The sequence below is a fragment of the Paenibacillus marchantiae genome (assembly GCF_028771845.1).
Taxonomy (GTDB): Bacteria; Bacillota; Bacilli; order Paenibacillales; family Paenibacillaceae; genus Paenibacillus; species Paenibacillus marchantiae.
The window spans coordinates 3898695-3924592 of record NZ_CP118270.1 but is presented as its reverse complement, the minus strand read 5'-3'; the positions used below and the strand labels follow the sequence as shown (position 1 = coordinate 3924592).

Annotated in this window: 21 protein-coding genes; 5 read left to right on the top strand and 16 right to left on the bottom strand. The window is 44.3% G+C overall.

Annotated elements, in window-relative coordinates; all coding sequences use genetic code 11:
• The first annotated feature begins 131 nt into the window (after positions 1 to 131).
• From PTQ21_RS18085 to PTQ21_RS18075, 3 genes are all read left to right on the top strand, one after another.
• A complete protein-coding gene (locus PTQ21_RS18085) occupies positions 132 to 836 on the top strand; it encodes an O-methyltransferase (protein WP_269055801.1) in 705 nt (234 codons plus the stop codon).
• 77 nt (positions 837 to 913) lie between these two features.
• On the top strand, positions 914 to 2245 hold the full coding sequence (locus PTQ21_RS18080; RefSeq protein WP_274566573.1) for an MFS transporter: 1332 nt from the start codon (positions 914 to 916) through the stop codon (positions 2243 to 2245).
• Between the two features lie 26 nt (positions 2246 to 2271).
• Positions 2272 to 2607, top strand: coding sequence for an AbrB family transcriptional regulator (locus PTQ21_RS18075; RefSeq protein WP_274566572.1), 336 nt, complete (start codon positions 2272 to 2274; stop codon positions 2605 to 2607).
• 118 nt (positions 2608 to 2725) lie between these two features.
• Here the strand turns inward: PTQ21_RS18075 and PTQ21_RS18070 are convergent, their stop codons facing one another.
• From PTQ21_RS18070 to PTQ21_RS18025, 10 genes are all read right to left on the bottom strand, one after another.
• Positions 2726 to 2884, bottom strand: a complete 159-nt coding sequence (locus PTQ21_RS18070; protein ID WP_274566571.1) for a hypothetical protein — start codon at positions 2882 to 2884, stop codon at positions 2726 to 2728.
• A gap of 76 nt (positions 2885 to 2960) precedes the next feature.
• A complete protein-coding gene (locus PTQ21_RS18065; RefSeq protein WP_079694491.1) occupies positions 2961 to 3224 on the bottom strand; it encodes a YkgJ family cysteine cluster protein in 264 nt (87 codons plus the stop codon).
• A gap of 29 nt (positions 3225 to 3253) precedes the next feature.
• Positions 3254 to 4108, bottom strand: coding sequence for a chemotaxis protein (locus tag PTQ21_RS18060; protein WP_079694492.1), 855 nt, complete (start codon positions 4106 to 4108; stop codon positions 3254 to 3256).
• A gap of 274 nt (positions 4109 to 4382) precedes the next feature.
• The gene (treP, locus tag PTQ21_RS18055; protein ID WP_079694493.1) at positions 4383 to 6395 is read right to left on the bottom strand and encodes a PTS system trehalose-specific EIIBC component; all 2013 of its coding nucleotides are present in this window, start codon (positions 6393 to 6395) and stop codon (positions 4383 to 4385) included.
• A 29-nt stretch (positions 6396 to 6424) separates the two neighbouring features.
• On the bottom strand, positions 6425 to 8146 hold the full coding sequence (gene treC / locus PTQ21_RS18050) for an alpha,alpha-phosphotrehalase (protein WP_079694494.1): 1722 nt from the start codon (positions 8144 to 8146) through the stop codon (positions 6425 to 6427).
• Between the two features lie 312 nt (positions 8147 to 8458).
• A complete protein-coding gene (gene dctA / locus PTQ21_RS18045) occupies positions 8459 to 9811 on the bottom strand; it encodes a C4-dicarboxylate transporter DctA (protein WP_072732559.1) in 1353 nt (450 codons plus the stop codon).
• Positions 9812 to 10052: 241 nt separating this feature from the next.
• Positions 10053 to 10745 (bottom strand): metal-dependent hydrolase, encoded by a 693-nt coding sequence (locus tag PTQ21_RS18040; RefSeq protein WP_064638869.1) that lies wholly within the window; start codon positions 10743 to 10745, stop codon positions 10053 to 10055.
• Positions 10746 to 10834: 89 nt separating this feature from the next.
• Positions 10835 to 12526, bottom strand: coding sequence for a glycoside hydrolase family 13 protein (locus PTQ21_RS18035; protein WP_063563388.1), 1692 nt, complete (start codon positions 12524 to 12526; stop codon positions 10835 to 10837).
• A 120-nt stretch (positions 12527 to 12646) separates the two neighbouring features.
• Positions 12647 to 13105 (bottom strand): VanZ family protein, encoded by a 459-nt coding sequence (locus tag PTQ21_RS18030; protein ID WP_090949437.1) that lies wholly within the window; start codon positions 13103 to 13105, stop codon positions 12647 to 12649.
• Between the two features lie 43 nt (positions 13106 to 13148).
• A complete protein-coding gene (locus tag PTQ21_RS18025; protein ID WP_274566570.1) occupies positions 13149 to 13283 on the bottom strand; it encodes a hypothetical protein in 135 nt (44 codons plus the stop codon).
• Positions 13284 to 13593: 310 nt separating this feature from the next.
• Here PTQ21_RS18025 and PTQ21_RS18020 point away from each other — a divergent pair, with 310 nt between their 5' ends.
• Positions 13594 to 14403: a CPBP family intramembrane glutamic endopeptidase gene (locus PTQ21_RS18020; RefSeq protein WP_274566569.1), complete on the top strand. Its 810-nt coding sequence runs from the start codon at positions 13594 to 13596 to the stop codon at positions 14401 to 14403.
• Positions 14404 to 14514: 111 nt separating this feature from the next.
• Here the strand turns inward: PTQ21_RS18020 and PTQ21_RS18015 are convergent, their stop codons facing one another.
• The 3 genes from PTQ21_RS18015 to PTQ21_RS18005 all read right to left on the bottom strand — a co-directional run bounded on the left by PTQ21_RS18015 (position 14515) and on the right by PTQ21_RS18005 (position 19577).
• Positions 14515 to 16947 carry a glycogen/starch/alpha-glucan phosphorylase gene (locus tag PTQ21_RS18015; protein ID WP_274566568.1) on the bottom strand — a complete coding sequence of 811 codons (2433 nt, stop codon included), beginning with the start codon at positions 16945 to 16947 and terminating at the stop codon, positions 14515 to 14517.
• Positions 16948 to 17276: 329 nt separating this feature from the next.
• Positions 17277 to 18380, bottom strand: coding sequence for a glucose-1-phosphate adenylyltransferase subunit GlgD (gene glgD / locus PTQ21_RS18010; RefSeq protein WP_090949430.1), 1104 nt, complete (start codon positions 18378 to 18380; stop codon positions 17277 to 17279).
• Between the two features lie 27 nt (positions 18381 to 18407).
• Positions 18408 to 19577 (bottom strand): glucose-1-phosphate adenylyltransferase, encoded by a 1170-nt coding sequence (locus PTQ21_RS18005; RefSeq protein ID WP_090805747.1) that lies wholly within the window; start codon positions 19575 to 19577, stop codon positions 18408 to 18410.
• Positions 19578 to 20195: 618 nt separating this feature from the next.
• On the opposite strand from PTQ21_RS18005, the gene PTQ21_RS18000 reads away from it, so the two are divergent.
• On the top strand, positions 20196 to 21266 hold the full coding sequence (locus tag PTQ21_RS18000; RefSeq protein WP_274566567.1) for an ATP-grasp domain-containing protein: 1071 nt from the start codon (positions 20196 to 20198) through the stop codon (positions 21264 to 21266).
• Here PTQ21_RS18000 and PTQ21_RS17995 read toward each other — a convergent pair.
• From PTQ21_RS17995 to PTQ21_RS17985, 3 genes are all read right to left on the bottom strand, one after another.
• The gene (locus PTQ21_RS17995; RefSeq protein ID WP_274566566.1) at positions 21234 to 23624 is read right to left on the bottom strand and encodes a hypothetical protein; all 2391 of its coding nucleotides are present in this window, start codon (positions 23622 to 23624) and stop codon (positions 21234 to 21236) included. The genes PTQ21_RS18000 and PTQ21_RS17995 overlap by 33 nt on opposite strands.
• 48 nt (positions 23625 to 23672) lie before the next feature.
• A complete protein-coding gene (locus PTQ21_RS17990) occupies positions 23673 to 24611 on the bottom strand; it encodes a tyrosine-type recombinase/integrase (protein ID WP_274566565.1) in 939 nt (312 codons plus the stop codon).
• A gap of 142 nt (positions 24612 to 24753) precedes the next feature.
• Positions 24754 to 25896: an amidohydrolase family protein gene (locus PTQ21_RS17985; protein ID WP_274566564.1), complete on the bottom strand. Its 1143-nt coding sequence runs from the start codon at positions 25894 to 25896 to the stop codon at positions 24754 to 24756.
• Positions 25897 to 25898: the final 2 nt, after the last annotated feature.

Here is a 25898-nt window from a genome sequence, read left to right as displayed (position 1 = left end):
ACCTTCTTCACTTGAAGTATATAATCTAAAGTTATATTAACATACATAATATATATTTTATTTATGTATTTGTTCCCTTTATAGTTGAAGTATGAAATCCAATACATGCAATCGGAAAGGAACATGTAACGATGAACAATGTGAATGGTTCTACTCAACAGCAAACCTGGAGACAAGTCGACGACTATTTGAACACCTTATTAATCCCCTCGGATCCCCTGCTGGAGCAGGCACTACTTACCAATGCGGAAGCCGGCTTGCCCGCTCATGATGTAGCACCTAATCAAGGGAAATTGCTTCAACTCCTGCTTCAAATACAAGGCGCAACTCGTGTGCTGGAAATCGGGACGCTTGGCGGATACAGTACGATCTGGATGGCTAGAGCCCTTCCCGAAAACGGACGTATCGTCACACTGGAAACAGATCCACGCCATGCAGAGATGGCACGAACCAACATCACGCGTGCAGGACTTATGCACAAGGTTGATCTTCGAGTAGGTCCTGCCCTGACTACTCTTCCCGACGTTCAGGAAGAGTACAGAGAACCCTTTGATTTCATCTTCATCGATGCTGACAAACCGAGTAATCCAGACTATTTGCGATGGGCGCTGCGTCTGGCTCGTCCGGGAAGTCTGATTATTGGTGACAACATCGTCAGGGACGGTGAAGTTATCAATGCAGACAGTACGGACAACAGAGTTCAGGGCGTTCAGTCTTTCCTGAAATTAATTGCAGATAACCCGCGTCTTGAAGCTACAGCACTGCAGACTGTAGGCACTAAAGGCTACGATGGATTCGTGATTGCCCGAGTGCTGAAATCCCCTACTGCAAAATAAACAGTGGTCAATTCTTCCGCAAATCTCCCATTCCTGTTAAACTAAAATCACTGCACAGGCAGACTGGGGGAAACCACTTGAGACTTCTACAACAGATTCATGCTGAAATTCGGGGCTGGTCCCGCAATATTCAATTGTTTTTTCTGGCAAGCATCTTGTATCAGATCGGAAATGGCATGTTCTCTGTCTTGTACAATCTGTACATTCAGGGTCTCGGCTACAATGATACAATGAACGGCCAGATTGTAAGTATTCAATCACTTGCGACAGCGATTATGTTTGTTCCCATCGGACTATGCGGCGATTTCTTCAGCCGTAAGCGGCTGCTGATTACCGGCGCCTTGTTCAGCGGAATATTTCTGATTAGCCGTTCCTTCGATTATTCTGCCAGCGGACTGATCTGGTTTGCTGTATTTTCAGGACTTTTCGCTGGCGTATTTCAGGTACTGGCCATTCCCTTCCTCGCTGAGAATGTGAAAAAAAGTCAACGACTGAAGATGTTCAGCTATTACTCCTGCCTCGTACTCGCTTCTCAGGTACTCGGCAGCTTGGGTGGTGGCATATTTGCAGACCTGCTTCATACGGCTGGCCTTGCCAAAGTCACTGGTTTGCAAACGGTATTGTTCGTAGGTGGGGCAGCTACACTGGTTGCGTTTATTCCGATGTTGTTTGTATCCGAGGATAAGAAGGCACCACAAGCGGATACTCCGGCGCAACCTGTCATTGAATCTGCAACATCTGCAACGGATGGCAAACAGGATGTCGTTCATTCCGCAGTACAAGGCAGCAAGAACGTTACTCTTAGCCAAAAGAAAGATTCCCGTTTGATCGGTCAATTTGTCATAACCCAATTATTAATCGGGTTTGGTTCTGGACTGGTTGTGCCTTATTTGAATCTGTATTTCACCAACCGTTTTTCGGTATCCTTAAGTGCTATGAGTCTGCTCATTTCATTGGGTCAGATCATGACCATTGTATCGATGCTGATTGGACCTACACTTGCGGCCAAGGTGGGAAGTGTTCGAGCTGTCGTCATCTTCCAGGTTATGTCACTGCCCTTCCTGCTGCTGACTGGATTTACGAATCTACTGCTCATCGCTTCAGTGAGTTTCTTATTCAGACAAGCGCTGATGAATGCAGCCAATCCGATTCAATCCGCCATTCTGGTAGACAGAGTATCAGACAAACGCCGTGGAATCGCCAATTCACTGATGCAGACCGCCTTTATGATTGGATGGGCCACCATGGGACCCGTGCAATCCTACCTCGTGACGACTTATGGCACGTATTGGGGTTACGCGATCACGTTCAGCATTACAGGCAGTTTATACGTAATTTCATCGCTGATGTACTATATGATGTTCAAAGAACCGAAGACATCTGCCCGTGTTCTTGCCGCGAACAGATAAATGATAACCATTCAACAGGACAGTGGATGAATCAGCTCCCTGTCCTGCTTCGTAAAGAGCCAATCCCCGTCCAAGGATCAAGCAGTGTTCTCCTCATTGCAGGTTCGCTTGGCTTGAGCTATATATTAATGAGGATGTTCTCTCTCTCGGCCGCTACATCATTGTTGAGCATGGCACCTGGCGGAATGGATCAGATGAGCATCATGGCCCATGAAGTCAATGCCAACCTATCGGTGGTGTCCGGATATCAGTTGTTTCGCATCTTATTTATATTCTTTATCGTCTCTTCGCTCCTTAAGATGATTCTCATGCATATGTTGAGGAAAAAAGGGGCGAGCACCATTCTTCGGTCAAGTAAATAGGAAGTGGACACACCAAAGAGAGTATCCGACTGATTTCCAGACTGCGGATACTCTCTTTTATTTGTTTGCTCATTTTATGAATAAACCCGACTATACATCCAACTCACAATGCCCACAGTTACAGCGGCCGCCCCAATAATAAATGCATAATAGCAAGTTTGCTTTTTGACTCTGAAGTCTGCTTGTCATAGAAGTCTGAGTTTCGCCTGTAGAATCCCATCCACAGTTCTCCAATCATATTCACAACGACCATTATAAACCGTTTGGCAAGTCCCATTCATCCCATACCCCTTTCTTTTCTCAAACCACTTCCATATTAAGTATAATTATCCTTTTCCATCAAAACAACTCTGTCACGCTGAACTCGGGGCAGTTTCCTGCTCCAGCCAGCTCAATCGCTCAAACGCCTCCTGGTCCGTGCTGCCACACATCTCTTCCGAAGCCTGCAACCCGCTGCATACATCGGGGCGCTCTTTCTGACCAAAGATTCCGCAACGATTGTCCTCCGTCAGCTGTACACAGCGCACACCTGCGGGCTTGCCATTAGCCATCCCGGGTATCGGCGATGAGATGGAAATCGCGATACAGCATGCGGCACAGCCTGTCCTGCATTCCATAATTATTGTCCTCCCTTCATATCTGACATTTAACTTGATCCACGATTCACCCACGTCCACGTTCGAGCCAAACCCTGTGCAATTCTCCGATTCATGGTTCCATTCGAGAAATATCCACCATGACTCAACGGATTCCAGCTCCCAATTACACCGCCAGAGTTAATTTCCACGTCTTCGTTGACCGCTGCCTCATAGGCCGGATCAATAGGTCGCAGCGGGTAACCCAGAATATCATCCCGATCATAAAAGTTAATCCATTCCCCTTCAAGCCCAGGAAAGTACTGCCCTGCCAACGGTGAAGGTACCTGAATCGGCCGGCTAAAATCATGATACCGTAAGCTCCATAATGGCAATGTCGTTCCAAAGGAATAAAAGCTCGTTAAGGTATCTCCCCGTTCCAATGCGGAAGTAACATCCACGATGGAGGGCGTGCGACTAGACGGATATTGCAGATCATAGAAGAAATTACTTGCAATCACAGCTCCCAAACTATGTGCAATGATACAGAGTGGAGCTTCTGGCCCATTTCGTTGTGCAAGTGCGTGCATCGCCCGATTCAGCGTATAATGTACCGCATCATAGTTATGCCCTTGATTTTCCACAGGTTGATACGCGACGGCATCAGCCAGATAATGTATAACAAATCGACGCAACACTTGATAGTTCAATCCCTGAGAGCTGACAAGCTGCTGAAACAGCGCCTCTTCCCGATCCTCAAATACGTCAGCCCAAAATACGGGCTCAATATCCAGCATCTGTTTGGCTGCTCCCGGCAACACCATAACCTGATCCAATTCCTTATGCAATCGCGAAATCAGTGTATCCGCATAATTTTCCTTTTGCATACCCAGACCATGAATGACCATTACCGCAACACGAGTCATGGCTCTCCTCCTCCGTCCATTGACTAGCCACTCTCTTTGAACCATATGAACTTCTCAACCTGAACATGCATAGTCCTAATGAACAAGCTTTCCGATCGTTGCAAACATGAGATTTTGCCACATGTATCCTAGATACAGTTTACCACGTAACCAATAAAAAAAACGAAATCCATAAAGAGTAAACCCATACAAATTGGTATGTGATCAGCTTGGTCTCGGTATCGAGATGAAAAAAGAAGCTGCGAATATCGCAGCTCCCCATTTGTTCGTGTACTTAACCTTTCAGATGTACCTTAAGCACACCGTTCTGATTGGATGTAACATCACCTGTAGTGACCTCCACCCGATCAACCATGTCCTGACCGTCCGGAATAATGATTGGCGTAATGAGCGGATATCCCGCAGCTTCAATCACTTTACGGTCGAATTCAAGCAACGTTTGCCCGGCTCTTACCTTCTCTCCAGTTTCAACATGCATGTTAAAACCTTCGCCTTTGAGCGATACCGTATTAATTCCGACATGAATCAGAATCTGCAAGCCACTCGCGTGCTCAAGAATGACAGCATGTTTGCTCTTGATGACATGGGCAACCTGAGCATCAAACGGGGCAACAACCTGATTGCCAGAAGGTTCAATGGCAACCCCTTCACCCATTTGTTTTTCCGCAAACGCCGGATCAGGTACTTGTTCAAGCGGAACAGCTATACCAGTTAATGGTGCCATGATTTCCAGTGTATTCACAGGCTCATCCGCCACCTGAGCAATACTGCGTGTGCGTGGCTCTGCAACTGCATTTGTTGTAGTTGTGCTAGAAGCTGATTTCGCTGTAGGTGTTTGACCACCAGCTACAGTAGCTTGATCTGCGTTGCGGTCTTCTTTTCTCAACTTCGCTCTTCCGAAAATAACAGTCAATACGAACGGAACAACCAGTACAATCGCCATACCGATGAAGAATACTCCCCATTTGTTCGGGAAAATGGACAAGAATCCAGGTACGCCACCTACACCGATAGAGGTTGCCTGAACATTATTCATCGTAAGCAGTACACCGCCGATCGCAGAACCGACCATACCGAAGATAAACGGATAACGATAACGGATATTCACCCCGAAGATCGCCGGCTCGGTTACCCCGAGGAAGGCTGAAACGGATGAAGTTGCCGCAAGTCCTCTCATTTTCTTCTCACGAAGCACGAGCATCATAGCAAGTGCGGCAGAACCTTGCGCGATATTGGACAGTGCCAGCATCGGCCACAGGAACGTTCCGCCTTGGCTACCAATCAGCTGTACGTCTACCGCTAGGAACGTATGGTGCATTCCTGTAATAACGAGCAATGCGTACAGTCCACCGTAGATCAGACCGCCCAGAGCCGCATATGAATCGTAAATATAGATCAAGCCGGATGTAATTCCATTCGCAATGGCAAATGTAACTGGACCAATGATTGTAAATGCTAGGAATCCGGTAATCAATAAAGTGACAGGTGCAACTACAAGCAGTTTGATCGAATCATGCACCCTTTTGTTCAGGAAAATCTCCAGCTTAGCAAGCAGATATGCGGATACCAATACCGGCAGAACCTGCCCCTGATAACCGATCTTCTCAATATGCCAGCCGAACAGATTCCACGTAGGCACGGTGCCTTCGTTGACTGCATTGGCGTAGCCATAAGCACTCAGCAGATCGGGATGAACCAGGATCAGACCAAGTACAATCCCGAGCAACGGACTGCCGCCGAACCTTGTTACAGCGGACCAACCAATTAACGCAGGCAGGAAGGTAAAGGCTGTGCTCGCAATGGTATTAATAATAGATGCGAGATCCTTCCATGCCGGATATACATCCACCAGTGATTTTCCATCAAAGAATATGCCTGGTCCTGTCAGAATGTTATTAATACCGAGCAAGAGACCGGCCGTGATGATGGCTGGCAGGATCGGGATGAAAATGTCCGATAGCGTTTTGATCGCACGCTGAATCGGGTTTTGCTTTTTACCCGCAACAGCCTTCACGTCATCCTTGGAAGCACGTTCGCCCCCGGTAATCTGAATCATTTCATCATACACTTTATCCACAAGCCCAGGTCCGATGACCACCTGGAATTGTCCTTGTGAGGAGAACTGGCCTTTGACCAGATCGTTCTGTTCCAGACTTTCCGTATCTACTTTACTTTCGTCGTATAGGGCGAACCGGAGGCGTGTGACACAATGCGTTGCAGCTTCAATATTATCTTTGCCGCCGACCGCGCGAACGATCTCCTCAACCTGTTTTTTATCAATTGCCATATTGTCACTTCCCATTTATATAATGTGAATTAGTCCTGTTGCGGTACAAGCCACATATAGGATGAATACGGGCTCAGGGAGATTTCTTGCTCAAGTGCAGGCGATACTTCCGTATTGCCAATCAGCAGCTCTGCGGATTTACCCGCAATGTGGTCATTCCAGACGGCTTCAGAGAAAGCAAATTTTACGTCCCGCTTGCTGAAGTTGGATACCACAAGCAGCGTCTCGCTTCCATTGGTCCGCGCATATGCGAATACGTCTGGGTGTGCATCGTCCAAACGTTCATACAGACCGTCGGTCAGCACACCAACCTGTTTGCGCAGAGCAATCAGCTTGCGATAATGATAATAGATCGAATTCGGGTCTGCCATCTGCTGGGCCACATGAATCGACGGATATCGTTCGTCCACTTTGATCCACGGTGTACCCGTTGTAAATCCGGCATTTTCGCTTCCATCCCATTGCATCGGTGTCCGGGAATTGTCCCGGGAACGCTCTTTCACAATTTGGAATGCCTCCTCAGCGGATTTGCCCCGTTCTTCCTGAAGCAGTCGGTACATATTGGTCGATTCAATATCACGGAACTCGCTAACGTCATTCCAGACTGGATTCGGCATCCCGATCTCTTCGCCTTGGTATACGTAAGGTGTTCCCTGCATGCCATGAATGGTCGTAGCGAGCATTTTGGCACTCTCAGCACGGTAATCGCCATCATCTGCGAAACGAGACAACGCCCGCGGTTGATCATGGTTGTTCAAGAACAACGCATTCCATCCCCCACCTGCCTGCATTCCTGTCTGCCACTCACTAAATAACTGTTTCATCGCTTCAAAATCGTAAGGCATCAGTTCCCACTTCTGTCCATTCGGATAATCCACTTTCAGATGGTGGAAGTTAAACGTCATGGAGAATTCCCGGGAAGCAGGGTTTGAATATTTGATGCAATGCTCCAGCGTAGTGGAGGACATCTCCCCAACCGTTACCATATTGTGTGGTCCAAACACCTCTTCATACATCTCTGTAATGTACTCATGCACACGTGGTCCATCGGTGTAGAACTTACGTCCGTCGCCTGGGGAAACGCTACCATCATCGTCGGGGAAACGCTGGTCCTTGGAGATCAGATTGATGACGTCCATACGGAAACCATCTACACCCTTCTCCGCCCAGAACTTGATCATGTCCCGTACTGCCTTGCGTACTTGCTCATTCTCCCAATTCAAATCAGCCTGTGTTTTGTCAAACAACGTCAGGAAATATTGTCCTGTCTGCTCATCATACTGCCATGCAGGTCCGCCGAACTTGGATTGCCAGTTATTCGGCACACCGCCGTCCGGAGCAGGGTCCTTCCAAATATAATAATCACGATATGGGTTATCCTTGGAAGAACGTGATTGCTGGAACCACTCATGATCCGTAGAAGAGTGATTCACCACGATATCAATCATCAGCTTCATGTCACGTGCCTTCAGACCTTTAAGCAGTTCGTCAAAATCTTCCATCGTACCAAAATCAGGATTAATCCGATAATAGTCCGCTACGTCATAACCGTTATCATGCTGTGGAGAAACATATACGGGCTGCAGCCACACGATATCAATACCGAGATGTTGCAAGTAATCCAGCTTTTCGGTCAATCCCCGAATGTCTCCGGTACCCGATCCAGTTGTATCGTTGAAACTCTTGGGATATACCTGATACACCGTGGAAGTCTTCCACCACGATGATGAAGTTGTGTTGGTTGAACTCATGTTAACGCCTCCAATAAATTGTATTGCTTATGTGGTTCTCTTGGCCTAACTCCATTTATATATTACATAACTAAACATGTATATACAAGTTGAAACTTCAATATGCTATCTTTTTCCTCTTCTACACATTCCCCATTAATGATTCCTCTGTAACAATTATTTTGCTGTTTGCGTTCGAGAACTCCATGATATCTGTATCTTAAACGAAAAAACCGTCTGTTATCCCATGATTTCATGCGGGTAAACAGACGGTTCATATTCAAAGATATGATGTGTTAAAAATTCATACGGATCTCGTTTAATTCCTGTTTCTTACAGTATGTCCGTTGAAACCATTCCTTTTCCCTGTTCCCTTTTGTTCAACTTCACCGAGGACAAGGATGCTTGTTCTTCTCTCTCCAGCTCTTCTGCACTAATCTCCCCGGAAAGCACCGCCCGCATACGTTTTTGGTCCAACAGCCCTTCCCATTTCGCCACGACAAATGCCGCAACACAGTTGCCCATCAAATTCGTGAATACTCTCATGGTATCCATGAAGCGGTCTGCACCTAGCAGTAAGGCAACAGCCGCTACTGGGAATGCATTCAGGGCTGCAGCTGTAGCAGACAGAGCAAGGAATGCGGAGCCAGGTACACCCGCCATACCTTTGGAGCTAAGCATTAACACCAGTAAAATCGTAATCTCTTGTCCCAGTGTCAGATCAATGCCAACCGCCTGAGCCAGAAAAACCGTCGCTAGCGATAGGTAGATCGAGGCTCCGTCCAGATTGAACGAGTACCCTGTCGGGACAACGAGACCGACGACAGCACGGTCACATCCTGCCTTGGTCAACTTGTCCATCATGCGGGGCATAACGACTTCCGAGGAACCTGTACCAATCGCAAGCATCACTTCGGAACGTGTATATTTTACAAATTGCAGAAAGTTCAGCCCTGTGATCCACCAGGCAGCCAGTGCAAGCATCACCAGAAACAGTAACGCTGCTCCGTAACAGGCAATAATCAGCAAACCGAAGGAGGAGAGTGTGGATGCCCCATACGCTCCAACCGTGTACGCCATGGCGCCGAATGCTCCGATTGGTGCCAGTTTCATAATGTACCCAATAATGCGGAACAAGATTCCCAATACATTTTCAATCAACGTCAGTACATTCTCCTTCGCCTTACTTTCCGTTGCTGCCAAGGCTACCCCAAACAAACAGGCAACGAGCAGCACTTGCAACAATGCATTTTGTGCAAAAGCATCTACAACACTTGTTGGAATAATATTCATAATAAAGTCGACCACATGTGGCAGTTCAGAGCCATTGGTTTTGGCTTCGATGCCACTTGCATCAAGGGTCGAGGGGTCCACATTCATGCTTGCACCCGGACGAAGCAGATTGGCTGTGCCAAGTCCAAGGACGAGGGCAACCGTCGTTGCGATTTCAAACCACAGAATGGCTTTGAATCCAATGCGTCCAACCGATTTCAGATCACCGATTTTGGCAATGCCTGTCACGATAACCATAAAGATTAATGGAGCAATGATCATTTTGATCAACTTGATAAAACCTGTTCCGAGCGGCTGCAGCAGACTACCCAGATCAGGCCACAAAATGCCTACACCAATCCCGATGATAACCGCTACAATAATTTGAAAAAACAATGATTTCACGAATGACATGAACGCTCCCCCTGTTTTTAGGTCAATTCGGATTTCCATTTGGTTTCCGTGTAATTTTTTATAACATTTGAGCATGAACTTCAACAATGGGATTTCACGGTTTTTGTTATTCAGACCAACTATGGAGTACTAAATTGAACTTGAAACCGAAAAAAAGACGAATATCACGTCAGTTATCTTGACGTGATATTCGTCTTTAGCTTTGTATACCTTTTATGATTGAACAGTGATTAATAGAGCATTACAGGGTAAGGGATTGTCCCGGTGCCAGCACACGGCCTTCCAGACCTTTGGAAGCAAGCTGCTCCACAAACTTCTCGGCATCTTGACGAATAACCGGGAACGTATCATAATGCACCGGAATCGTCAGCTTGGCATTGAACCATTCAGCAGCCTGCAGTGCATCCTCCGGTCCCATGGTGAAATGTCCACCAATAGGCAATAGTGCTACGTCGATATCATGGCGGTCACCAATCATTTTCATATCACCGAACAGGCTAGTATCTCCGGCATGCAAAACGGTTTTGCCACCAATGTTAATAATATATCCTGCAGGCAATCCTGCGTACATGATCCGTTGTTCCTCTTCCAGTACGATACCGGACGTATGGAAAGCCTGAATCATTTTGGCTTGCGCAAAGCCAAGATCCACCGTTCCACCCATGTTCATGCCAAGGGTGTCCAGGCCTTTCCATGACATATATGTAGCCAGTTCCACAATCGCAACCACCTTAGCATTGTTAGCCTTGGCGATGGGTTCAGCATCCAAAATGTGATCCATATGTGCATGTGTCAGTAAAACGGCATCGGTCTTGATGTCTTCCGGTTTGGTGACAGCAAGTTCATTGCCACGCAGGAAAGGATCAATGATCAACGACTTCTCTTCTGTGCCCAGTTGTACACTGGAGTGTCCGTGGTAAGTAATATTCAACAACTTGGTATCCTCCTGACATATGCGTTCGTTTGGTTTGATTTTCAACCCATATTATAATTCAAAACTCTTCGCCAAAGCAAAATGATGTCTCATCTCTGCATTCGATAAACCCTTGCTTCATATGGCTGAAGAAGTATCGCACCCTTATCGGTGGAATATCGTCTGCTGACATTGCTAATGACCGTCTTGGCATTTTCATCGTTCCAACCCTCAGGCCATTGCATCTCAGGCTCATGTTCACGGAAATTCAGAATAACAAGCATCTGCTCATCATCCAGCGTCCGGGTATAGGCATAAATATCGGGATCATTGGGCAAAAGCAGCTCGTATTCCCCATAGATAAGTACTTTATGTTGTTTGCGAAGAGCGATTAGTTTACGGTAATAATGCAAAATGGACTGGGGATCACGTTCGGCATCCTCCACATTAATCTCAGGATAATTCGCATTCACCTGAATCCATGGCTCACCATCGGTAAATCCGGCATGTTTCGTATCATCCCACTGCATCGGTGTACGGGCATTATCACGACTCTTGCGCCAGATCGCTTGCATGACTTCATGTTTCGCTCGCCCTTGTCCAATATGCTGCCGATAATAATTCATCGTTTCAATATCCCGATAATCCTCAATATTAGGGAAAGCAACATTGGTCATGCCGATTTCTTCCCCTTGATAAATGTAAGGCGTACCCTCAAGGGTGAGCATCCAAGTAGCCAGCATCTGGGCAGAGCGCACCCTGTACTTTCCATCATCACCGAAACGGGATACCGGACGCGGCTGGTCATGATTGCCCATATAATTGGCATTCCAGCCTCTGTCATGCAGCACGGTTTGCCAGCGGCTCATAATTTCTTTCAGCTCGGGCAGCTTCCACTCTCGATAGTTCCATTTGCCGATTCCAGATGATTGAGCGTCCACAAACATATGCTCAAACTGGAACACCATATTGAGCTCATTCCGATCTGTCCCAACATAAGCCAGCGCCTGTTCCGGTCCAAGCCCGGAAGTCTCTCCAACAGTCATTGGACCATACGGCTTCAGGATCATGTCGTTAAGTTTATTCAGAATCGAATGCACCTGCTCGAGGTTGGAAAAAAGCTGGTACGCAGGAACGACCGGCAGATTATCCGGATTATGTGCGCTGGGTAACCCCTCCGCCTTGCCGATATGCGCCACCGCATCGAAACGGAAACCATCCACACCCTTTTGCAACCACCAATGCACCATCTCATACATCTCTTCTGCCATCTGTGGATTGTTCCAATTCAGGTCAGGCTGGTGTTCTGTATAGAGATGCAAATAATATTCATTCGTCTCCGGATCAAGCTTCCACACAGATCCCCCAAAGTAGGACTCCCAGTTGTTTGGAACCTGACCATTTTTGCCTGAACGCCAAATATAATAGTCCCGTTTCGGGTTCACTTTCGATGAACGTGACTCGGCAAACCACGCATGTTCATCCGACGTATGATTCAGCACCAGATCCATCATGATCTTGAGACCGCGCTTGTGCGCCTCAGCCAGCAAACGGTCAAAATCCTCCATCGTGCCATACTTACGTAAAATGGAGTAATAATCACGGATATCGTATCCGTTATCATGACCAGGTGAATCGTAGATTGGACAAATCCAAATTACATCCACGCCCAGATCAGTCAAATAATCGAGCTTGTCATATATCCCCTGCAAGTCACCCTGACCGTCCCCATCCGAATCTTTGAAGCTGTTGGGATAGATCTGGTACACCACACTCTCTTTCCACCAAACGATATAGACCACCTCGCTTTCATCACTCTTTACTATATAACCCGTTAGTATGTTTTATCCGAAATGTCCCTCTTATAAACAGAAAAGATCCATGAACACAAAAAGACCCGATCATTAACTGCTATTCGCAGTTCATTTTCGAGTCCTTCTCTGTGAGAAGATGAATAAGGCAAACCCTATGTATCCAATCCAGGCACCCACTGTATTCAAAATAATGTCATCGACATCAAACGAACCAACACGGGTAATCAATTGCATAATCTCAACAGCTAACAAAAGTAAGACGACAATACCTGTAAATGGTAAAAACTTTCGGCACCTGCGGAATAACCAGGGAATCCATATCCCAAGCGGGATGAACAAAACAATGTTCCCGAACAGATTCTTCACCCAGGCTTCCGTATGGTATCTGTTCTTCTGAAAAAGAAGAGGCTTGATTGTCTCTAATGGTACCAGATTATATTGATAATTCACGCCAGGCGTTCTCCCGCTGACAAAGAGCAAGTTACCCATAATCAACACATATAACAATGCCATACATGCGACGATTGTGAGCATCCACCTGGAGTGGAGCCACGAACGTTCGTTCATTGTCTGAATTCCTCCGACCTTTTTTCCCGCGGAGCGGTAAGGTCTATTTTAAAGGGATATAGATCTTCATGTCCAGCTGCTCAGGCGTGGAGTTCCATACATCCACCGTGAACCCGGCATATAAACCGCCAGGAATTTCAATGGGAAAATAGCTAGGCTTCAGTACTTTTTTTGTCATTTTCCATGCTGTTCATCAAGAGAGGAAATATAATATGTTTTTTTTACTAGAGCAAGCCCTTCAACTGTCTGCCTCATCCTACCCCATCGTTACCTAAACAGAACCTAAACTACAGCAGTGAAAATTTAGCTGGTTTTTATCCATTTCGTTAGCTTCTATTTAACTTGGGCAACTAGAATTGTAAATGAGGCAGCTGTCGGCACTGTTTCCAAAGACTTAGCGGGACTATATCTTGACTTAATCGAAGTTAAAATCATAAGAAAACAAGAGCAAATGAAAAAAATATTAATGTATAGTGGGAGTGTTTATCATGTCAATTAATAGGGACAAGCTGCAAGAAACTTTGGACCCTGCCCTTCGGGTTCGTCCCCGCGTAGGATGGGCAGTTCTCACATATTTCCTCTACAGCGCAGTTTTCTACGCGATCTTCTTGCTCAACGGCATCGACTACACGCGAGTGGGTGAGAGTGAGCAGACCCTTCTTCTCTGGTATATAGCACCGCTGTCCGGCGGTGCAGTGCTGACCATCACAATGGTCACGATCTACGGATGGTGGCGTCCTAGCCTAGTTGAAAGGCGGCGTCTTTCTCGATGGACAATGACTCTGCCGATCATCATGATGGTCATCGCGATCGTGAATATGCTGACCGGCGATTTCAGCCGGGTCACCCCCCTCATGTGGCTGTATCTCATTTTCGGCAGTATCATGGTTGGCTTCAATGAGGAGATGATCAACCGAGGTCAGTTAATTGTTGCTCTGCGCAGCCGATTCGGCGAAACCGGGGTCTGGCTGCTCTCAACAGCGATGTTCGCAGTCTTCCACCTGCCGAACATGTTCTGGGGTATCGGAGCGGGTGCCCTGTTCCAGGTAGTGATCGCTTTTGGCCTTGGTTCGATCTTCTATCTTGCTCGGCGGTCTACCGGATCACTCGTGGCCTCCATATTCCTGCACGGGTTCTGGGACTTGAGCGTCTTCTCAGCGAATGGCGCATCGGCGTTACCCATCGCTGGTTTACTAGCTCCGTTGTTGGTGATCGCTGCAGTGATCATGGTTCCGATCATCCTTCGTCGTGAAAAGCGGCGCGATAACGCACAAAGTGTGTCACGACCAGTCGGCTGATTCATACAAAAATCCCCTTGTGCAATAAGGAGTGATCTCTGATGAAGGTATATGAACTCAACAGAGATCAACCTAATGTACAAGGGGATTTCATTGTTAAATACTACTTATTTAAGCTTTCCAGTGTCCGGACACCGGATGGATGCCCCAGATATCAGTCGCATACTCACTGATGGTACGATCACTGGAGAAAATGCCGGAATGAGCCGTATTCAGCACTGCCTTGCGTGTCCAGCCCGATACATCGCGGTACGCCGAATCAATGGCAGCATGCGCATCGGCATAGGCAGCAAAGTCACGTAACACAAAGTACTCGTCACCATGAGCCAGCAAGGAATCATAGATATCCCAGAATTCACCATCACGCTCACAGAACACTCCTGGGTGTACCAGCTGCTCCACGACCTCACGAATTCGTTCATCCTGCTGTACAATCTCATTCGGCCGATAACTGCCGGATCGGTAATATTCAAGCACCTCGTCTGCACTCAGACCAAAGATAAACATATTGTCTTGACCAACCTGCTCTGCCATCTCGACATTCGCGCCGTCCATGGTACCAATAGTTAACGCACCGTTCATCATAAACTTCATGTTCCCCGTACCGGAGGCTTCCTTACCTGCGGTTGAAATCTGTTCGCTGACGTCCGCGGCTGGAATGATTTTCTCGGCAAGAGAAACCGAGTAGTTTTCCAGGAAAAATACCTGTAGACGATCTTTCACGGCCGCATCGCGATTAACCGTATCTGCCACCGTGTTAATCAATTTGATAATTTTTTTGGCAAAATAATAACTCGGCGCTGCCTTTGCTCCAAAAATAAATGTACGTGGCACGATATCAAACGAAGCATCGCTCTTGAGACGGTTATACAAATGCATAACATGCAGAATGTTCAGCAGCTGCCGTTTGTATCCATGCAGCCTTTTCACCTGTACGTCAAAGATGGAATCCGGATTGACCGCCTTTCCGGTATGATCCAGGATGTACGTGGCCAGTCGCTCCTTATTATTACGTTTAATGGAATGGAACTGCTGCTGGAATGAAGCATCGTCCGCAACGCCTACCAGCTCATTCAGTCTGCCCGGCTCCCTAATCCACTCACTTCCAATCGTATCTGTGATCAGATTCGACAGCTTCGGATTGGCATGCATCAGCCAGCGGCGATGGGTAATGCCATTGGTTTTGTTATTGAAGCGCTCGGGATATAGAGCATAGAACGGAGCCATCTCCCGTTCCTTCAATATTTCGGTATGCAATGCCGCGACACCGTTGACGCTATGACTGCCCACAATCGCCAGATGAGCCATTCGCACCTGATCATTCGCAACAATCGCCAAATGCTGGATACGATCCTGGTCTCCGGGAAAACGTTCGAGCAGCATGCCACAGAAGCGTTTGTTTATCTCTTCAATAATCATGTAAATGCGCGGCAGCAGCTTGCTGATCATGGCTACAGGCCACTTTTCAAGCGCCTCACTTAGCGTTGTATGGTTGGTATATGATACGGTGCGGGTCGTAATATCCCATGCTTCATCCCATCCGTAGCCTTTGACATCGATCAGAATGCGCATCAGTTCGGGAATCACGAGTGTTGGATGCGTATCGTTGATATGGAACGCCACTTTATCCGGCAATCGATCATACGAAAGCTCCAGCTTATTAAATGTACGCAAAGCACTCTGTACGCCTGCCGAGCACATGAAATATTGCTGTTTCAGACGGAGCAGCTTGCCCTCGTATTGGGAATCATCCGGGTACAAGAACTCCGAGATCGATTCTACCGAACGACTGTAATCCAGATATCCGTAATAGTTCGAAGGGGTATCGAGTGAAGTCTCCCGCTTGGGCTCCGCACTCCACAATCGCAAGGTGTTTACATGGGGCTGGCCATAACCAATCACAGGCACATCATATGGTACAGCTACCACTGATTCGGCATCCTTCGTGACAAATTGATAATGCCCATCCTGTTCATAAGCCTCCACACGGCCCCAGAACTGCACTTCCACCTTTTTGTCCGGACGACGCACTTCCCATTCATTGCCCTTCTCAAGCCAATTATCGGGTAATTCCACCTGATTGCCGTTAATAATTTTTTGCTCAAACAAGCCATATTTATATCGGATTCCGCATCCATGTCCTGCATAGCCAAGGGAAGCCAGTGAATCCAGAAAACAGGCCGCGAGTCTTCCCAGACCTCCGTTGCCGAGCCCTGCGTCCGCTTCCTGTTCTTCCACTTCTTCCAAAGAGAAACCCAATTCAGCCAGACTGTCACGAACGAGTTCCAATTCATTCACATTTAACAGGTTGTTGCCGAGCAGACGTCCAATCAGGAATTCCAGCGAGAAGTAATAGACCTGTTTATCCTGGCGCTGCTTAAACCCCTGATTCGACGCCGCCCAATCTTGACCCGCATATTCGCGGATCATGCTTCCAAGTACGTGATAGACATCTTCCTGCGTTGCTTCTGCTAGTGGTTTGCCCAATTTGCTGACCAGATTGCGTCTAAAAATACTCTTGAACGTTTCCTTGTTGTCAAACAAAAGAAGGTTCCTCCCGGTGAAATCCTGTAGGATGTGGCGGTTCATACACCAAGTGCTCAACGTTCTGCAAAGTGGCCGTTCCGGTTACGAATCGTTCTTCCGATCGCTGTTGTCTCTCAATTTCTTGATGAACCTTATACATGGTTGAAATTTGGAGACAAAGGCGAACGCTACGCTTCTCCAGAATCGATTTCGTTCCCTCTACTACGTTTGCACGTTGGCAAGCACAATCGAAGTTGCATTTCAACTTTCGCTCATGAACCTTAAATCCATCCTACAGGATTTTTATTTTATATATATTTATAGATGATATCGGTTAAGTGTTGATATTAGATAATAGTACTCTTCGCCAGAATATAAGGGTTCGACGGATCGCCGATCAGCGTCTGGCCGCCGCTTAGCTTCACATCTTTGTCGAGAATGACGTTCTCCAGAACGGCACCTTCTCCGATGTAGCATTTTTGCATAATAATGGAGCCTTTAATTTTGGCACCTTTCGCCACATGTACCCCACGGAACAGGATGCTGTCCTCCACTTCCCCACCCACAATACAGCCGTTCGCGAGCAAGGAATGTTTAACCTCAGCAGAGTCCAGGTATTTGGCAGGTGCCTCATATTTAATCTTGGTTTGAACAGGCTGTTCCTTGAACAGCTGCTCATACAATCCGCTATTCAACAATTCCAGACTGTTGCGGTAATAGCTATCAATCGAATTGATCACGGCGTGATAGCCATCATAGGCATATGCAGCAATGTTCAAGCCATCCGGATTTTTCTGAATCACATCACGGAAGAAATGGCTTTCGCCATGAGCGATGCAGCGCTGCACCTGGCGCAGGAACAGTTCTTTTTCCATAATGAAAATTTCTGTATATATATTCGGGTGATCGGCGCTTTGGTGAATGTCCACCACATTACCGTTCCCGTCATCTTCAACTTTGACACAGGCGTCATGTTCAGGCAGCAGTTTATCCACTTTTTTGCAGACCAGCGTTACATCCGCGCCCTTGCTCATATGGTACCTGTACACATCCTGCAGATCTGCTTTGGTTACGTGCCGACTACCTGCATGGACAACATATTGCCCTGAACCCCGGCGGAAAAAATCGAGATTATTGTGAAAATGCTGCAAATCCCCTTGTGACGTATCGGTCGGATCGTTCCAGTCCGGTGGCAAAATAAACATGCCGCCATGCTTGCGATCCAAATCCCACGGCTTACCGTCTCCCAGATGATCCATGAGTGAACGGTACTTGCGACGCACAAATACACCGATACTCTCAATGCCAGCATTCATCATATTGGATAATACAAAATCAATCAGACGGTAACGCCCGGCATAAGGCACCGCGGCTCCGCAGCGAAAGTACGTCAATTCCTTCAATTCCTCAAGCTCATGGTCAAGGTTAATAACTCCGATCAATGGTTTCATCGCATGCACCGTCCTTTGGGGTTTAGATTAGGCTTTACTTGTCATTCCCTCGAGAAGCTGACGTTCCAGCTCTTCCTGATCGACCAGTAATATATCACTCTCATCCTCAGGGGCGGGTGACAGATGTACTCCATCCGGGATCACCAATCCTTCGGCAATAATAGCTTTGTGAATGCGTACATTTTGACCGATCTTCACTTTTGGCATGATCACTGAATCGGTTACGGAACTGTTCTCTCCCACCTCAATACCGTAGAACAATACCGAGTGTTTAACCTCACCATGTACCACACTACCTTCACTGATGATGCAATTCCGTACCTTCGCCGATGGTGAAATATATTGCGCAGGCTGATTCGGATTACGAGTATAGATACGCCAATCCGGATCGTTCAGGTTAAACGGCGTTTCCTCATCCAGCAGGTCCATATTGGATTCCCACAGACTGTGGATTGTACCGACGTCCTTCCAATACCCTTCAAATGGATAAGCGTATAGTGATTTTTCATTTTCAAGCAGCAAGGGAATGATATCTTTGCCAAAATCATAGGAGGTGGATGCCTGCTGTTCGTCCTGGATCAGGAAGCGTTTCAGTACATCCCACTTGAAGAGATAGATACCCATGGAAGCAAGCGTGCTCTTGGGTTCAGGAGGTTTTTCTTCGAATTCATAGATGCGATAATCATCGTGGGTGTTGAGCAACCCGAACCGGCTGGCTTCTTCCAACGGAACGTCAATGACCGATATGGTGCAATCTGCATCCTTTTCTTTATGGTATTGAAGCATTTTCTCGTAATCCATTTTATAGATATGATCCCCTGACAAGATGAGCACATGCTCAGGATCGAATTGTTCGATAAAATTCAGGTTACGGTATATCGCATCCGCCGTACCGCGGTACCAGCTACTGCCGTCTTCACGTTCATGAGGAGGAAGTACATATACCCCGCCATTTTTGCGGTCCAGATCCCAATCACTGCCAATGCCGATATAAGAGTGCAGCACCAGTGGTTCGTATTGGGTCAATACACCGACCGTGTCGATGCCAGAATTGGAGCAATTACTTAGAGGAAAATCAATGATGCGGTAGGTTCCGCCAAAATAAACAGCAGGCTTGGCCAGTGATTTGGTCAGTCCCTTTAATCTTTTGCCTTGCCCTCCAGCGAGCAGCATCGCTACAACTTCTTTTTTTGCCATCATTACAGCCTCCTCCATGTGCATTCGTTCTAAATCATTTCAGAGCCCATAATCCGATATGCTGTTGTGTGGACACTTTTGTCATGATTAGGAGCATGCTGTACAGACTATGTTGCTCGGAAATTCCAGCCAAACGTTATTCTTTGTAATGTCTGAAAGTAGATGATACATGCAGAATTGCCTGTACTTGTTGTGTAGAGGTGATAGGTGGATGTAAAAATCAAGGTGTACCCCGTGTAAAATGCAATACACTACTCCTATATAACATTAAACACGAAACGGGCTGAGGAATCTTGCTGGAAAACTTCGACAACAAGTTACGGGTGAGATTACCCTTTCTCGTGCCGCTGTTATTTATATTGTATTCGATAAAAGGGAATCAAACTCCTTTTTGGAAAATTCATGGTAAAAATGCAAGGCTCATGGATCTATATACCTAGAAAATTGTACAAAAAGGGCATTTGTATCAAAAATTATAATGATTTTTGTAAATTTTTAGAGGAATACATAGAAATGTGTCGAATGATTGATGTGGTATAAAAGTAGGACTTAGAATTGCATTGAGCAATCAATTGAGAAATACATACTAATAACTATAAATTATTTGGAGGTTTTGTTATGGAAGAAGTTGAGAATTTGATTAAATTTTATAATGATATGGATAATATGAAAAAATATCCTGATATCATGTGTGTTGTATTCGTTTTCAACAGCATAGATACTTATCAAAATGATATACATAAATCTGAGTGTATCACTAGTTATGAGCAATCTGAGATCGTCAATGCCTTTCGTTCTGTGTCGGATTATGTAATTTCATTCAATAGTGAGGACAAATTTATTGCAGATATTCATAATCTCAAACAAAAGTTCAAGTATGTATTAGTTTATTCAATGGCCCAGAATACTAATGGTATAGGAAGAAGATGTCTTGTTCCATTAATTTGTGAGCATTATGAAGTTTACAATATTGGCGCAGATTTTTATTCTTCTGTTTTGGGTGGTAATAAATCGCTTATGTATGAAAAGATCGAAGATAAACTCGGAGTGTATTTTCCGATTACATATATATTCAAAAATGAAGAGGATTTTAGCAATATTCAGGATTTTTATCAAAATAAGAAGGATTTTTTGCTGAAACCTAATTCAGAGTCAGCTAGCATTGGGGTTGTTAAAATTGATGTGCAAGAAACCACATATAAGAAAGCAATTGAACTGATACATTCTCATTATGAGATGTATGGGACATTGTTAATTCAACAATACATTGAAGGCAAGGAGGTAGAGGTCCCCGTTATTCATCATAATAATGCATACTTCGCTCCAGAAGTTGTAGAAATCGTTTTTCTAAACGATGAAAAATATCTTGATTATCAAACGATTGCAAATGAAAATTATGACTTTGATATTTACAAGGGACCTCATGCCAAGATTATTGCATCAGTTGCCTGTCGATGTGCAGAAATACTAGGATTCTCAGCTATAAGTCGAATTGATTTTAGAGTGAATGAAACAGATATTTATATTATTGATATCACACCAAACCCGACAATTTCTTCTAAAAGTTCGGCTCATCTTTTGTTTCAACATGTTTTTAATGGAGATGAAGAAGCTGCATATAGAATGCTTGTTTTTGAAGCAATTAAGAAACATCGATTACTCGAACCACCGCTCTATGCCTCCAAATAATATTAATTGCTTATAATGTGTGTAAGTTTTTTCAGGATACTTTGAATTCAATTCGTTAACTAACAGCTCTACCATTTCGCTAAATTGCAGGTCCTGTGCAAGTAATATTCTCATTGCAGAAAATTTATTATTAAAAAATTGAAAATACGGCTTTAATAATTTCGGGAATTTTCTCTGCCAGTCACTTTTATAAAACGAATCAAATAATTTTAAGTTTCTTTCTTTAAAATATAAATAAAGGATATTATGAAAAGCGAAGAAACTATGATAATGATCTGGATCATTTAGTATAGAGCCTAAAGATTGCAACGCAGTTTCTCGGTGAATATCAAGTTGTGCAGCTGCCAAATTGTTTTTAATAATTGTTGCATCACTTGAAGCTTTACTATCTATTTGATTTAATAGATTTTCAAATTTTTTCATAGCCTTTTTATTCGTTATCTTACCTGATAAAATTTGAGCAATAGTATAATTGTTGTGATAAGAAAGGTACGTATCTTTATTTATGATGTTTAAGTCAAAGGAACTTTTTTCACCTAGCACCTTATTTGCGGTTTTGTAACATCCCAAGTAAATCAGGGAGAAGCTGTAATTGATCTTGGCAAGTTCATATTCATAAGGATAGTTTTTGGATTCCCAGTAAGCTTTCTCTGTTAACTTGATTCCTTCCTCAGTATTTTCGATATAGATTGTGTTCCCTACACGCAAAAATTTGAGATAATTAGAGTCTTTATGACCGCTATTTTGTTTAAAAGTTCTTAGTAAGTGTTCTATTTGATTCTGTGAATTTCGTATTGATTTGCCTCTCAAACGGGAAGGAGGGTCATCAAAGGATGCTGCTAAAAGGATTTGATTGATATAGAACTCATTCTGCCAGTAAAGAAAACTATTACAATTTTCATCATTCAAATTTTGAAGTTCTAAAGATATTTCAGAATATAGCTTATATAGATTATTTAGAATTTTTTCATTTTCAAATAAGTAGCTCGCTAAAACGGAGTAGCAACAAAGTTTGGCAAGAGTACTTAAATTACTTTTTTTTGTTTCGTAAAAAAGTCCGGTTATTTCTGGATCAAGATATGTTGAGTCTTGAAAATTATTAATTCTCACAAGTTCCATTTTGTTGACATAATATTCACCAATATTATTCTTTTGCATTACAGAAACTATTTGATTGAGTTGTGTCTCCATCCCTTCTTTCTTAGAAAAATAATATGCAACAATATAAGCAGAAGTAACATCATCTTTATTTCTGCTGAAATGTTGTTGCAGCTCCGCTAAATAAAAATATTCGTGAGGATAAAGTTTGTTTAAATAAGAATAAATTCTTTTAATTACAGGGCTCTGGAGCGTGTTTTTTGCTTCATTATAAAAATAGTTTCGTATTGCAACTTCCAAAAAACTATACTTATTTTCTTGAATTTTCCCAATAAGTTTTGCACTCATGGCGGGTGCAATAAATTCAAGCATGGAAGGATCTATACCATCTTCTATATCAAATTTTGTGAATTGAATCATAAAAAGACTACACTGATACAAAAAGAGATTCAATTGTTTTCTGTAATCGGGGTTGTCACTCGATGTAGATAGTGTTTCATCTATTATTTTTTTGATAATTTTTTCTACGTTTTCGAGCTCAATTTGATTCGATTGAATAATAATTTCTCTGTACTCTTTAAAGAAGTCTATTCCTAATGATTTTGTGAGACTAACAACATGTTCTCCATAATTTGTGTTTTTCTGAAATACAGATTGTAAATCAACTTCAGTTATATCAAAATGTCTAGAAGTAATATTCGAAAATTTTGATTCATTTGATTTTAGATCAATAAAATGAATCACGACAATCGTATCGTTTATTTTTTTGGACTGTACATAGCTAACAATTAATTTTAGAAGTGATTGTTCCTGATTTGTTAGAGCCAAATAATCTTCAACTACAATGATTCTTTTCGTTTTTTTATATTTCTTGTAAGATTTTTTTCGAGGTTTTAGAGAGTTAATTACCGGATTAAACTCTTTTTCCCAGTTAACAGCTATTTCCGGTGTGACTCCGGTAATCTCTTTTAAATCTAGAGCGAGCGGAGAGACACCACCATTTACAAGAGAAAATATCGATTGGAATATTTTAAAAAAATCAAGTTTAATACCTCCTGAAATTTTCAGTTTGGCAATAGCAGGAGTCATACCTAACATCTCTTTGAACTCAATTTGATTATAACCATCCAGTTGACTCGAATAACTTGCTTTGATATCAAAACGACTGTTCGTAATGATACCTATAATGTTGCTCGTTCTATTACTGGATAGTGCTTCAGTTACAAAACTCTTAATTTCTTTTTGAACTGGTAACTCCACTGGTCTATTCAACCTCCAAATAATTTATAGTTATTTGGAGGTCTTACTCTACACCTTTAAGTTATTTCTCGGATTGAACCTCGACAACACATCCTTCTTCCTTTCCACAGATACTTCTGTATATATTTGCGTCGTGCTGACATTGGTGTGTCCAAGAATCTCCTGCACTGAGCGCAAATCTGCCCCGTTGTTCAGTAGGTGTGTAGCAAAGCTATGTCTGAGGTAATGAGGTGTTGATTTTTTACTGACTTTAGATAAGTCCCTGTATTTCGAGTAAATATCTTCTATGGAATATATCGAAAGGCGATCGCCATATTTGTTAATAAACAGCGCATTGGAATTGGGATCGAAATGCTCACGTTGATGCAACCAGGCTTTAATCTTGAGGATCACCTCATTACTGGAAATATACAATAAACGCTCTTTACGACCTTTACCAAAGATCAATACCGTTTTTTCCTCCAGATCTATATGTTCAATATCGATACCCACTAATTCGCCGATACGAATTCCGATCACGTAAAGCAACTCGATAATAGCATCATTGCGCAGGTTAATTCGTTTCCTAAACTCTGTACGTAATTGCTTCATATGTTCTTGTGGAGCGTTTAACAACCTTTCAACCTCATTCACAGAGAGAGTCTTCGGAATACGTTTTGCTGTTTTGAAATTTCTTCCGAAACCAAAAATAGGGGATTCAGCAATATCCCCTTCCTGTACCAAATAATTAAAAAATGCTTTAAAGCATATGTATTTTCTTTTAATGGTAGAGTCTTTAAGCGTTTGCTCACTTGTTAATTGTTCTAGATACTTTCTTAAATTATCTCTGTTAACATCACATATGTGATTATCATTAAACCATTCAACGAGTCTGTTGAGGTCAGACAGATAAGCTTTTATCGATTTTTGGGAAAGGTTTCGTTCTACACTTAAATAGATTTCATATTGCTTGATGTATGTATTCAAATCATGATTGCCGAGTTTCATAGTGCCTCCTGATGTAGATATAATATGTCGCATGGCTCGACCTACATTATTACGCATGCCAGCTTATTTGTGAAGATGTCCAAAGTGCTATAGACTGGTTAATACTGATTTTCTTGCAAAAAGAAAAAACGCAGAAACCAAGTTATGGTTTCTGCGCTCCAATAATTACGGATACGATGCTCTCCTGCAGCTGATCTGCATTTTCCGTTTGATACGGATCGGCATTGAAAATAATAGCATCGGCAATATAGCCTTCTGCAATCTGTCCCAATTCGTTGCCACGACCCAGAATATCAGCAGCGTTTGACGTCGCAGATTGCCACGCCTCTGCCCGGGTCAGGCCATAATCGATCAGCGTATCCAGTTCTTGCAGATTATAGCCATGCAGTGAAGGTGTGGCGTAATCGGTACCGAAACCGAAACGGACTCCTGCTCTTTTGGCATATCCGATGGCTGTAGAATGAGCTTCAGCAGCGCGCGCTGCACGATCACTGATGACAGTAGGCAACGCCAGCACGCCTTTTGGATCTGCGGCAATACGATATATCGATGTGGTCGGCACAAAGGCCGTTCGGGACTGCGCAAGCCTGCCCGCCTGATCCTCCGATAAGAACATTCCATGTTCCACCGATTCCACCCCGGTCTGAATAGACCAGTCTATCGTCACTCCACCCCAGGTATGAACCAGCACCTTTTTATGGTTGGCATGGGCATGTCGAACGATGAACGCAAACTCTTCCTCCGAAAATACAGGATCTAGCACTTGTTCCGTAGGGGCTCCCAGTCCACCTGTCGCCATGATTTTAACCCATCCTGCGCCTGTATCAAAAATTCCGTTCAGCCGTTGTTCTAGATGCTTCACACCACGGGCATCTGCCGCTCCCAGCATTTCACTGCTGGTTTCAACTCTTAAGGGGTGTTGATAGTGCTGAGCGAGATGCCGAGCGGTGCTTGGTAGCATTCCACCTGCATCACGAGCCGTAGTTACTCCCGTCCGGAGGGTGGCTGCAAAAGCTTGCGCCTGCATCACTTCGATCTCATGGCTGTCACGCTTTAATTGATCCGCATGGTCAAAGTCTGTCCAGGCCAGATGTGTATGAAGATCAATAACTCCGGGACTTATCCATATATCTGTACCCGGAAGCGATGCGTTATCATTCTGCGGCACGGATTCTGTAACAGATGCAAACCGGCCATTCTGAATCGAGATATCGAACCGTTTGCCTTTAATGCCTGCTATAAAGATATGTTTGAAGCTTTGCTCTTCCGATTTTACCTGGGTCATAT